We start from the raw sequence: 12,293 nt of genomic DNA, 5'->3' as shown, positions 1-12,293 counted from the left end.
GAGTATATGAAAACCATGAAATTATTACTTGTGGACGATGAACGCGCATTTCTTGATACCATGACAAAGCGTCTTGAAAAAAGGCAGATAGGGGTTTGGGCTGTTTACAGCGGAACCGATGCCCTGGACGAACTTGAACGAAACAAAGGGATTGAAGTGGTAATCCTGGATGTAAAAATGCCGGGAATGGATGGGATGGAGACCCTGGTTGAAATTAAAAAACGTTTCCCTTTGTTGGAAGTCATTATGCTGACAGGCCATGCCACGGTGGAAACCGCAATTGACGGGATGAAACTGGGAGCCTTTGATTACCTGATGAAGCCTTGTGACATTGATTTGCTGTTAAGCAAGGCGACAGCCGCAGCTTCCAAGAAAAGAAAACAGGAAGAAAAAATTGTTGAAGCCCGGATAAAAGAGATAACAGGACGGCAGATCTAAAGGATAAAAAGGATATCATGGGTGAGAAATATAAGCGGCCTGATTTTTTAAATGTCTTGTTGGTGGATGATGAAAAAGGGTATTTGCATGTTTTGTCCAACCGGCTGGCCAGGCGAGGGATCAAAGCGACCACGGCATTTAGCGGAACCCAGGCCATACAGATCTTGCGTAAAAATGACTTTCATGTGGTGGTCCTGGATTTGAAAATGGAGGATATGGATGGCATCGAAGTGTTGAAGGTGATCAAAAGAATGGTGCCCAATCTTCCTGTGATCATATTGACAGGGCACGGGTCCCAGACGGCTGCCAGGGAAGGAATCGCATATGGCGCTTTTGATTACCTGACCAAACCCTGTGAACTGTTGACGTTAATAGACAAAATGCATGAAGCACACCAATATCAATTAAAGGTTTTAACCAAACCCGTTTCGGAATAATTAAAATACGCACAATTGTTGAGCTGTTAAGGAGAAAAAATGTTTTATAAAACAAATGGATTTAAACTTTGCATGGCAGTGTTGTTCGGTATCTTTATCTTCCTGTTGCCAAGACCGGAAGGAACCAAATTTAAAGTTACAGGCGATACGGACCAACGGATTCTGGCATCTGTAGTAGATTTTTTTACCCTTGTTCCTAGCGGTAAGATTGGCGGTAAAATTGCAGGTAAAATTGGCGGTCAAGCAGATACCCAAGTCTATATTTTAAAGGCCAAAACCCCTGGTTCATTGGAGGCCAGTGTCCACTATATAGAACAACGGGCAAAAAATCTGAACCTGGATAAGGTTACCATTGATTATGTTGATGGGCTTCCGCCTAAGGCAAAGCGATTTTTATCAATTCTTGCGGTGCTGGTTATCTTGTTTGTGGTGGAGCCCATCCCCCTGGAAATAACGGCGGTTTTAATCGGGGTTTCCCTGGTGGTCATGCAGATTACCGATGTGAAAAGTGCCTGGGCCCCCTATATGCATCCGGTGGTTATTTTTATCATGTGCTGCCTGATCTTTGCCATTGCCCTGGACAAGGCGGGCTTAACAAAACGCCTTGGGTATTATATCATTAAAAAGGCCGGGAACAGCATCACCCGGTTTACCTTTATTATTGCCATCGGGCTTGGGCTTGCCTCCTCGTTCATGCATGATGCTGCCGCCTGTGCCATCGGAATCGTGACCATGCTGCCCTTGATGCGGGCTGCAGGAATTGAGCCCCATACCAACACGGCCAAGTTTATGATGCTGTCATTGCCCTTTGGCTGTTCCTGCGGGGGTATGGGATCTCTCATCGGAGGAGGGCGCTGCATGGTTTCTGCGGCTTTTTTAAAGGAATTTACAGGGGTTGAAATAACCTTTTTCGATTGGATATTATATGCCATGCCCGCCGCCTTGATCACGACGCCCATTGCGGTTTTTATTGTCTATCTGGTGTTTCGGCCGGATCCAAAGTACAAGCTGCCTGAGTTTGATGAAGATCTAGGCCCCATGACAGTCCTTGAGAAAAAAACCATTGCCATTATTTTACTTTCATTTTCTCTCTGGCTGACCAAGGGGCTTCATGGTATAGACTATTCAATTACCGGTATGTTGGGAGTTGCAGCTCTGGTATTGTTTAAAGTGCTAAAATGGAGAGATATCAATGATAACCTGGAATGGGGAACGGCCCTGTTTATATTTGGAGGCGGCATCTCTTTGGGGCTTGCCATGGGGTATTCAGGCGCGGCAGATTATTTTGCCAATCTGTTCTTCCCGTTGATTCAGGGAAAGGGCTGGCTGGTTCTTTTTATCGGTGTGGGTGTTTTCGGGGCCTTGGTAACAAACGCCATGGCCAATGTGGCCGCTGCCGCTCTGATTCTTCCCATTGTCATTCCCATGGCCCAGCTTGAAGGGGTGAATCCCGTTATTTTAGCGCTGTGTCTGGGGATGGCGACCTCCTTTGCCATGCTGTTGGTCATTGGGTGTCCGCCCAATGCCATTGCGTATAGTTACCGGTATTTTAAATCTTCTGACCTGACAAAGGTCGGGCTTGTGGCCACTCCGATTTTACTGACGGTTCTAGTGGTCGTTGCAGCGGTTTGGTGGAATATACTGGGGTTAATATAGAACTCTTTTTTTTAAAAAAAAGAAAGGTGAGCGAACAGGTGAACAAATCCAAGGGCGAGACCATCCGGCTGCTGCTGGTGGATGATGAAGACGGCTTTAGAATGACCATTGCCAAGCGGCTTGAACGAAGGGGCTTTTCCCAGATCCAGGCCTCTTGCGGAGAAGAGTGTTTGGCAATTTTGGACCGGGAACCAGTTGATGTGGTGGTTCTGGACGTGAAAATGCCGGGAATAAGCGGAATCGAAACATTGAAGGTGATCAAGCAAAAGCATGATAAAATTCAGGTCATTCTTCTCACCGGCAATGTGGCAGTTTCAGATGGTATCCAGGGAATAAAAGCCGGTGCCTATGATTATCTGACAAAGCCTGTGGAAATAGATCATTTGGTCAATAAAGTCAGGCAGGCATTTGAAATGACCCGTCTGGAAGAACAAAAGACAGCTCAACTTGCATACCGAACAAAGCTGGAAAAAAAAATAGTTGATACGGAACGGCTTGTTTCGCTGGGCACCATGTCCACGGGTATTGCCCACGAGATTAATAATCCTCTGGCCATCATCAATGAGGCTGCCGGGTTTATCAAAGAGGTGATCACTGCACCCACCATGGACACTGATTCACAAAAAAAGGCCGTGCTCTTGGGGGTGGAAAAAATTGAAAAGTCTGTTAAGAGAGCCAGCAGAATAACCCATCAGCTGTTGGGGCATGTAAAAAGGCAAAGACCCCAAGTTTCCGAAGTTGACCTGACCACATTGATGCATGAAACCCTTGGATTGTTAAAAAAAGAGGTGGATGCTAAACAGATACGCATTATCTGGAACCTCCATCAAAAAAAACTTACCCTTTGGAGTGATGCCTATCAGATTCGGCAGGTGTTAATGAATTTGTTGAACAATGCGATTCACGCAATGGGGGAAAATGGCTGCATTACCCTGTCCAGTCGTGAAACCCAGGGTGCCGTTATTCTTGAAATAGGGGATAATGGCAGAGGGATTCCCAGGGAAAATTTAGGAAAAATATTTGATCCCTTTTTTACCACAAAATCCTTTGATGAAGGCACTGGCCTGGGATTGTTTGTGGTCCATAAAATTATGTCGGATCTGAAGGGTGACATTGAGGTGAACAGCACAATGGGCAAAGGCACTGCTTTTACAATTAAATTTCCCAAGACGGTTGACATAAGCAATTTAGAGGACAAGGATAAAAAAATATAATTAATAGGTGATAAATTAAGGAAAGGATAAACATGATAAAAATACCGGCAAAAGTCCTGATCGTGGACGATGAAAAAGATTTTGTTGAAATGTTTTCCCTCAGGCTGCAAGCCCAGGGTGAAAAAGTGTCCACGGCTTACAGTGGTAAAGACGCTTTGAAGGTGCTGTCCCAGGTACCCATTGATGTGGTCATCCTGGATATCCGAATGCCGGGCATGGACGGGATTGATACCTTAAAACAGATAAAAATAACCTATCCCCTTGTTGAGGTTATTTTGCTGACCGGTCACGGATCCACTGAAACGGCTGTTGAGGGGATGAAACTGGGGGCCTTTGATTATTTGATGAAACCGGCAGAATTTGAGGAGATTAAACTCAAAGTGGACGCTGCTCGGCAACGCAAAGACGACCAGGAAGAACGAATCCGTCAGGCTGAGGTAAGACTTCTGCTGAGAAGAAGTGGTGATATATGATAGGGATACTCTTTTGCCATGTTTTATAAATTTACCCTTCATCTAAGTCTTAAAAACAGAGTTTACCTGGTCAATGCCATTGTGTTGTTCATCACATTGATTGGTGCTAGTTTGATGGTTTTGTACACCTATAGGATAGAAAAAATATTTAAAACCATTATTAACAAAAATGTGGCCATATTCCAGTCTGCCGAAGCCCTGGGTACTTCTCTTGTCAACCAGAAAGGATTTGTATCCTATTATTTTCTGGACAACAACCCGGATTGGCTTGCCCAATTAAGAGAATACCGTTTGCTTTTTGATGAACATCTGGTGACAGCAAAATCTTTGATTGAGGCGCCTTGGGAAAAACAAACCCTCGCCCAGATTGAACGAGACTATAAGGATTATATTGAGACAAGGGATAAGGTGATTGAGTTGTACAAGGTGGGGGATCGGAAAGAGGGGTTTGTCCTGCACCAGAAGATCAGGGAATCTTTCTTTCATATCCTGGCGCTTTGTGACCAGTTCAAGTCCTTCCATAAAAAGCAGATACAAGAAGCCGTAGACATCAGCCAGCGAGAAGCAAACAGGTTGCGGTATATGGCATTGATGGGAGTTGTGGCGGTTATTATCCTAAGCCTGTTGGTTAATTTTATCTTTGCCCGTCATATCATGGGCCCCATCCATGAACTGGTGCTCCAGGCAAATTTTGACGGCAGTTCCGGTGATTCAGTGGACGAGGTGGTCGCCTTAAAGCAAAGTGTGCTAGGGCTCATAGAGGATTCGGAACTTACCCATCTGGCATTAAAACAAAGCCAGACATCCTTGATGCAGTCTGAAAAAATGGCGTTGCTCGGAAAGCTGGCTGCGGGAACCGCCCACAGTATACGCAATCCTTTAACCTCGGTAAAAATGAGACTTTTTTCCTTGGCGCGCACCTGTTCATTTTCAGAATCTCAACAGGAAGATTTTAATGTTATCTCAGGTGAGATCGTGCAGATTAACAAAATTGTTGAAAATTATCTGGAATTTGCCCGGCCCCCAAAACTCATTGTCAAAAAAATGAGTCCGTCCGTTGTGATCGACTCTGCTGTTCATCTTCTGGCACAAAGGCTTTCCTCCTATCATGTGGAGACAAAAATTCTTCGGGACGGCCCCCTTCCAGAAACCCTGCTGGATCCAGAGCAGCTAAAAGAGGTGATCGTAAACATCATGATCAATGCCTGTGAAGCCATGAAAAAAGGCGGGCATATTGTTATTTTGGAACAAGAAGCCTATGTTGAACCTTTGAAGCGTGTGGATGTGATCCGGATAACCGATGAGGGTGAAGGGTTTCCCCAAAGTATAAAAGGTCAGATGTTTGATCCCTTTTTTACCACCAAAGAAGAGGGAACCGGTTTGGGCCTCAATATTGCTTTTAATATTATCCACGAACATGGCGGATGGCTTGATGTTACCAGTGAAGAGGGAAAAGGGGCCTCATTTGTGATTACCCTTCCTATAAAGGACGCATAAAAGGATACATAAAATGAATCGTATTTTAGTCATAGATGACGATGATCAACTCCGAATAAGTTTTTGTAAACTTTTAAAGGAAGAAAACTTTGGGGTTGTCGGCGCCGCTTCCGGAGAGGCGGGGATTGAAATTGTTCGCAATGAAGATCTGGATTTGGTGATTTTGGATATGCGGTTGCCCGGCATGAACGGAATAGAAACCTTCAAGCAGATCAAACAGCTGGATTCAAAACTTCCGGTGATTATCGTAACCGCTTTTGGAACCACCGATATTGCCATTGAAGCCACTAAAATGGGGGCCTATGATTATGTTCTCAAGCCCTTTGAAGTGCCGGAAATGCTAACCCTGATCAAGCAGGCCATGGAAGCCGGATATTGTATGAGATCTCCGGTTGTCGTGGATGGGGCTCCCGGAAGATTCTCCGGGGATGCCATCATCGGTCAAAGCAAAGGCATGCAGACGGTTTATAAAGCCATTGGCCGGGTATCCCAAACCGATGCAACTGTGTTGATCCGGGGAGAATCCGGGACCGGAAAGGAATTGGTGGCCAGAGCCGTTTATCAACACAGTCTTCGTTCGGACAAATCATTTTTAATCATCAATTGTGTGGCCATACCGGAAAATCTGCTTGAAAGCGAATTGTTCGGGTATGAAAAAGGTGCCTTCACCGGGGCTGCCCAACGGCATATCGGCAAGGTGGAACAGGCCAATGGCGGTACGGTATTTTTAGATGAAATTGGGGACATGCCCCTTAATATCCAGGCGAAAATTTTAAGGCTGCTCCAGGAAAAAAATATTGAAAGACTGGGGGGGGAAGAGACCATTCCCGTGGATGTCCGGATTATAGCCGCCACCAATAAAAATTTGGAACAGGCTATTTTGGAAGAAAAGTTCAGGGAAGATTTATATTTCCGGCTGAAAGTGGTGACCATCGAACTTCCGCAGCTCAAAGATCGGCCGGAAGATATCAATGGCTTGATTTCCTATTTTATGATGAAGTTTTCCAATGAATTAAGAATGGATAACCCAGGTGTTCAAAAAGAAGCCTTAACCATTCTTAATCAGTATACCTGGCCCGGAAACATAAGGGAATTGTCAAATCTGATTCAAAAAATGCTGATCTTTAACAGAGGCGCTCCTATTTCTGCCATTGACCTGGAACCGATATTTAATAAAAAAGAAATGAGGGATTTACCGGCAAAGAGCGGGTTAACAGCGGTCCAAGAGTGGGTCCGGCAATCTCTGGCCCAAAAACCGGGCTATAGTTTTGATGATTTTATCGACACCTTGTCGGGTATTGTGGTGGCAGAAGCATTGAAAAAAACCAATGGCAATCGCTCCCAGGCCGCTAAATTACTGGGGGTTTCCAGGCCGACCCTCCATGCAAAAATTGATAAATATAAGATCAAACTGAAAACTGAAGTTTCAGGTTAAAATGTTTAGGACCAAAATGAAGTTTCCTGGGGTATTGGCACCCTGCCAATAAAATCAGGTGTTCCCGCGTTCTTTTATCTTATCGAGTGTAAAAATATATATTATGGCTTTTTACAACTTGAAAAATATTGTATAAAGTTGTTGAGCCTATTGGTAAATCACATGATCAGTCCTGACCATTGATTTTTTAAAAGAAGGTTTTTTCAAAAGAAAATATTTCGCCTGATATTTGTTGAATTTATGTCTAAAACCTAGTGGTCGAACCAGGTGGGGCAGTTTCTGCAGGGCCTTTTACAGAACCGTCAAATTTATTAAGGGGACCTTTCTTATGGCAACCGGGAAACAAATCATTCATCGGGAACTTTATGATGCTGTCCTCTTTGATCTGGACGGTGTGGTGACAAGGACGGCAGATACCCACGCAGCTGCCTGGAAAATGCTGTTTGACCCATATCTGGAAAAAAAGAGCGGCATTGACGATTACCAGCCCTTTGATCTTAGGGATGACTATATCAGATATGTGGATGGAAAACCCCGCTATAAAGGGGTTGAATCTTTTATTGCCTCTCGGGGTATTGATATCCCCCATGGGTTCGTCAATGATGCGCCTGGTGTGGAAACTATTTGCGGGCTGGGCAATAAAAAAAACCAGCTTTTTTCTGACTTGTTGAGAAAAGAGGGGGTGAGAGTTTATGAATCCACAATTGATCTTATCAAGCAGTTAAGAAAAAACGGATTTAAGACAGCCATTGTCAGTTCAAGCAAAAATTGTCTTGAGGTCATTAAGGCGGCTGATATTGAAGATTTATTTGATACCAGAGTGGATGGGGTTGTCTCCGAGAGCTTAGGGCTTACCGGCAAACCTGAACCCGATATTTTTGTGGAAGCAGCCAAACGCCTGGATGCCGACGTGAATAGGTGTGTGGTGGTGGAGGATGCCTTATCCGGTGTGGAGGCCGGGAAAAAAGGCGGGTTTGGAATGGTTATCGGTGTGAACCGTTCTGACCAGGCAAAACACCTAAAACAAAAAGGCGCACACCTGGTAGTGGACGATCTTTGCGAAATTGAGGCCGGCGTAGAAAAAGGAACCAGCTGGGACCAGATATATATGGGGTTTGACCCTGAAGATGAAGGACGGCGGGAAGCAATGTGTGCTTTGGGAAACGGTTATTTTGTCACCAGGGGAGCAGCCCCTGAGGCAAAGGCTGATGATGTACATTATCCAGGCACCTATCTTGCGGGAGGGTATAACCGTCTTAAGACAAAAATTGCCGGTAGAATTGTTGAGAATGAAGATCTTGTAAACATTCCCAACTGGCTTTGCCTTAATTTTCGCATTTTAGGTGAGGAGTGGTTTGAGCTAAAAGATGTAAAAGTACTTTTTTATAGACAATCTTTGATTATAAAAAAAGGGATACTGAATCGCACCATCTGCTTTCGGGATAAAAAAAATAGAGAAACGCGCATTTGTCAACACTCATTTGTTCATGGAGATCAGGTGCATAGGGCTGGGCTTAAAACTATTATTACCCCCTTGAACTGGGCGGGTAAAATAGAGATATGTTCGGCTATCGATGGCAGGGTGACAAACCAGGGAGTTGAGCGTTACCGGGATTTGGACAGCCAACATCTTGATTTGGTAAACCATATACATATTGATGAAAAAAGCATGGTTTTGAAAATGCGTACCAACCAGTCAGGTGTTGACATTGCCATGGGCGCTAGAACCAAGATCTTTCTTAAAAATAATCTGGCGGTCATTAAATCAGTTCCAGCGGACAAACCTGGTGGGTATCTTGCAAAAAAATTTATGGTAAATGTGAGCAAGAAAGAGGATCTTATCGTTGAAAAACTGGTCTGCATATATACTTCCCGGGATACCGGTATTTCCGAATGCCAGTTAGAGGTGGAAAATACGATTGCAAATGATGTGGAAAGTTTTGATAGTTTATTAGAATCCCATGTTACATCCTGGGAACTTTTATGGCGCCGATTTGATGTCCGGGTGGAACTGGACAATAAAGATGTTGAGCAATATACACAAAAAATTATTCGATTGTATGTGTTTCATTTATTACAAAGCTCTTCTGTACATTCTTTGGACATTGATGTGGGTATGCCGGCCCGGGGGTGGCATGGGGAAGGCTATAGAGGACATATATTCTGGGATGAAATGATTATTTTCCCATTTTTGAATTACCGGGCACCCCAGATTACAAGAACTTTGCTCATGTATCGTTACCGGCGACTTCACCAAGCCCGGCAGGCAGCCAGGAAGGCAGGCTGCAAAGGTGCATTGTATCCATGGCAAAGTGGCAGCAGCGGCAGAGAGGAGACCCAGGCATTGCATCTGAACCCGGAATCAGGCCGCTGGGTACCTGACAACACCCATCTGCAGTATCATGTAAATAATGCCATCGTTTATAATATTTTCCAGTATTTTCAAATTACCCAGGATATAGCGTTTTTATCTTTTTACGGGGGCGAAATAATAATAGAAATCGCCCGGTTCTGGGCAAGCCTTGCAACCCATAACAAGACACTTAATCGATATGAGATCCTGGGCATCATGGGGCCTGATGAATATCATGATTCTTACCCGGGAGCCGATAAACCAGGGCTTAACAACAATGTTTATACTAATTTAATGGTAATGTTTGTTATGGATCAGGCGCTTAATCTACAGCATGTTATTCCTGAACAGGACTGGGAAAATTTAAGGAAAAAGCTTGCGGTAGAAGATAGAGAATTGGAAAAATTCCAAAAAATGAGTCGGCGGATGAAGTTGGTATTCCATGGAGATGGAATACTCAGCCAATTTGAAGGATATGGCAACTTAAAGGAATTTGACTGGGATGGTTATAAAAAACGATATGGAAATATTCAGCGTCTGGACAGGATTCTTGAAAAGGAAGGCGATAGTGCCAATAATTATAAAGTCTGTAAACAGGCAGATGTTTTAATGCTGTTATATCTTTTCAGTGCTGAAACCTTAAGAAAGAAGTTTAAACGTCTTAATTATACGTTTAATAAGGATTCTATCTTAAAAAATATCAATTATTATTTGAATCGCACCACAAACGGCTCATCCCTGGCATTGATTATTCATGCCTGGATTGAAGCCCGCCAGGCAAGAGAACGTTCCTGGGAATTGTTCAGCCAGGCACTTGAGACCGACATGGTGGATGACCGAACCGGAAGTACAAGGGAAGGTATCCATTTGGCTGCCATGTCCGGTTGTATTGATATTCTTCAACGGGGCTATGCAGGTTTGGAAATACGAAGTGATATACTTATTTTAAATCCATTACTCCCAAAGTCCATAACCCGTATTAGTTTTCACATTCGATACAGAACCCACTGGCTTGATCTGGAAATCACTCAAAAAGACGTTAAAGTTAAAAGTCTGACCAGCAAGGCAAGACCCATAATGATGATGATAAAAGATGAAATAATCAGATTGTATCCGGGCAAGAGAGCAGTGGTGGATCTTTAACCTGTGTTTTTTAAAGATTGGGAAGAGGTGGGGATAAAAAAATGGATAAAAAAATGAACAAAGAAAGTCATATTATTATTGTATCCAACCGGTTGCCGCTGATTTTAAAAAAAAACAAGGATGGAACCATCGAGGTGGGTAAAGGGGCCGGGGGACTGGTAACGGCAATGGCGCCGGTACTCAAAAATCGAAACGGCACCTGGATAGGTTGGCCCGGATATGTGCAGGAGGAAGAGATTGAAGACAGTATGTTGCCGGCAATTCAGGCAGCAGCTTCAGGATATAGTGTTAAGCCGGTTATGCTTAACCCAGAGGAGGTAAAAAATTATTACGAAGGTTTTTCCAATTCGATTATATGGCCTCTTTTCCATGATTTTACGGATAAGTGTATTTTTTTGACTGAATACTGGACAAGTTATCAAAAGGTTAATAAAAAATTTGCATCGGCTGTTTATCAGAATGCAGATGACCTGGATTTTATCTGGGTGCATGATTATCAATTAATACTCGTGGGTGCAAAGTTACGCAAAATGCATTTACGCAACACCCTGGGGTTTTTTTTGCATATCCCATTTCCACCCTTTGATACCTTTGCTCGATGTCCATGGCGTTTTGAGCTTCTTTCGGCCATGTTGGATTACGACCTTATCGGGTTTCATACCATTCAAAATAAACGTAATTTTATCAGATGTGTCAAAAAAATAATCCAGGACGTGAAAATTGATAAAAAACTAGAATCCAATAAGGCGGTAAGTGAATTGAGCTTGGGCAACAGAAAGGTGCGCATCGGGGTTTTCCCCATCAGCATTGATTACAATGAATTTTTTCTTAAGGCCTGGGACAGTAAAGTGTATAAAAGATCAAAACAAATGCGAAAAAATGCCGATACAAAAATAATACTGGGGGTTGACCGGCTGGATTATACCAAGGGCTTACCTGAAAAGCTGATCGCATTTAAACGGTTTTTAAACCGCTATCCAGAGTTTCTCAAAAAGGTACAGTTTATTCAACTTGTGGTGCCCAGCCGCAGGGAAATAACAGCCTATGCTGATCTGAAACTTAGGATAGAACAGCTTGTGGGAGAGATTAACGGAATGTTCGGTACAGATGACTGGCTCCCTGTCCAGTATATGTTTCGAACCCTTGACAGAGATGAACTCATCTCCTTGTACCGGGCATGCGATATTGGTTTTATTGCGCCTTTAAAGGATGGTATGAATCTGGTCGCCAAGGAATATTGTGCTTGCAATATCGATGAGCGAGGGGTGTTGATCCTCAGCGAATTTGCCGGTGCTGCCCAACAGTTTCATCAGGATGCAATTTTAGTAAATCCCTATGATATTGAAGGAATGGCCAAGGCTATTTACAGGGCATTTAATATGCCTTTGGAAGAAAGAAATCAGCGAATGCGAAATTTGCGGGAAAACGTTAAGAATAAAGATGTCTTCTGGTGGCTCAACTCTTTTTTAAGGGCTGCCATTGAAAAGGATTTATCAAGTTTTCCCCAGGTAGATGAATATTATCTCGGCAAACCAATCAGTGACTCTGGGAGGTGAACTTGAGTATTGGGGGGGGATAGACCGACCCTCCATGCAAAAATTGATAAATATAAGATCAAACTGAAAACTGAAGTTTCTGGTTAGCCAG

The 12,293-nt window shown here is 43.6% G+C and carries 9 protein-coding genes; all 9 read left to right on the top strand.

The annotated features are described in order from the left end of the window. Positions 1-6 precede the first annotated feature (6 nt). Positions 7-438, top strand: a complete 432-nt coding sequence (locus ACZ45G_RS17555; RefSeq protein ID WP_464171783.1) for a response regulator — start codon at positions 7-9, stop codon at positions 436-438. A gap of 17 nt (positions 439-455) precedes the next feature. Beyond that, positions 456-875 carry a response regulator gene (locus tag ACZ45G_RS17550; protein ID WP_464171782.1) on the top strand — a complete coding sequence of 140 codons (420 nt, stop codon included), beginning with the start codon at positions 456-458 and terminating at the stop codon, positions 873-875. Positions 876-914: 39 nt separating this feature from the next. After that, the gene (locus tag ACZ45G_RS17545; protein WP_464171781.1) at positions 915-2,531 is read left to right on the top strand and encodes an SLC13 family permease; all 1,617 of its coding nucleotides are present in this window, start codon (positions 915-917) and stop codon (positions 2,529-2,531) included. Between the two features lie 38 nt (positions 2,532-2,569). Continuing rightward, entirely contained in the window at positions 2,570-3,745 is a 1,176-nt protein-coding gene (locus tag ACZ45G_RS17540) for a sensor histidine kinase (protein WP_464171780.1), read from the top strand. Positions 3,746-3,777: 32 nt separating this feature from the next. After that, positions 3,778-4,218: a response regulator gene (locus ACZ45G_RS17535; protein WP_464171779.1), complete on the top strand. Its 441-nt coding sequence runs from the start codon at positions 3,778-3,780 to the stop codon at positions 4,216-4,218. 18 nt (positions 4,219-4,236) lie between these two features. Beyond that, the gene (locus ACZ45G_RS17530; RefSeq protein ID WP_464171778.1) at positions 4,237-5,715 is read left to right on the top strand and encodes an ATP-binding protein; all 1,479 of its coding nucleotides are present in this window, start codon (positions 4,237-4,239) and stop codon (positions 5,713-5,715) included. Between the two features lie 13 nt (positions 5,716-5,728). Continuing rightward, complete coding sequence (locus tag ACZ45G_RS17525; RefSeq protein WP_464171777.1) at positions 5,729-7,150, top strand: sigma-54-dependent transcriptional regulator; 1,422 nt, start codon at positions 5,729-5,731, stop codon at positions 7,148-7,150. A gap of 328 nt (positions 7,151-7,478) precedes the next feature. Further along, positions 7,479-10,646, top strand: a complete 3,168-nt coding sequence (locus ACZ45G_RS17520; RefSeq protein ID WP_464171776.1) for an HAD-IA family hydrolase — start codon at positions 7,479-7,481, stop codon at positions 10,644-10,646. 41 nt (positions 10,647-10,687) lie between these two features. Then, the gene (locus tag ACZ45G_RS17515; RefSeq protein WP_464171775.1) at positions 10,688-12,202 is read left to right on the top strand and encodes an alpha,alpha-trehalose-phosphate synthase (UDP-forming); all 1,515 of its coding nucleotides are present in this window, start codon (positions 10,688-10,690) and stop codon (positions 12,200-12,202) included. The last annotated feature ends 91 nt before the right edge of the window (positions 12,203-12,293 follow it).

It is taken from the genome of Desulfoconvexum algidum, from assembly GCF_055382125.1.
The sequence above is the reverse complement of the archived record's forward strand: the minus strand, read 5'-3'. Positions and strand labels throughout refer to the sequence as shown.

Bases quoted from the DNA above. Each gene is read 5' to 3' on its own strand.
- ACZ45G_RS17555 (WP_464171783.1), top strand. From the start codon at position 7: ATGAAAACCATGAAATTATTACTTGTGGACGATGAACGCGCATTTCTT.
- ACZ45G_RS17550 (WP_464171782.1), top strand. From the start codon at position 456: ATGGGTGAGAAATATAAGCGGCCTGATTTTTTAAATGTCTTGTTGGTG.
- ACZ45G_RS17545 (WP_464171781.1), top strand. From the start codon at position 915: ATGTTTTATAAAACAAATGGATTTAAACTTTGCATGGCAGTGTTGTTC.
- ACZ45G_RS17535 (WP_464171779.1), top strand. From the start codon at position 3,778: ATGATAAAAATACCGGCAAAAGTCCTGATCGTGGACGATGAAAAAGAT.
- ACZ45G_RS17530 (WP_464171778.1), top strand. From the start codon at position 4,237: ATGTTTTATAAATTTACCCTTCATCTAAGTCTTAAAAACAGAGTTTAC.
- ACZ45G_RS17525 (WP_464171777.1), top strand. From the start codon at position 5,729: ATGAATCGTATTTTAGTCATAGATGACGATGATCAACTCCGAATAAGT.
- ACZ45G_RS17520 (WP_464171776.1), top strand. From the start codon at position 7,479: ATGGCAACCGGGAAACAAATCATTCATCGGGAACTTTATGATGCTGTC.
- ACZ45G_RS17515 (WP_464171775.1), top strand. From the start codon at position 10,688: ATGGATAAAAAAATGAACAAAGAAAGTCATATTATTATTGTATCCAAC.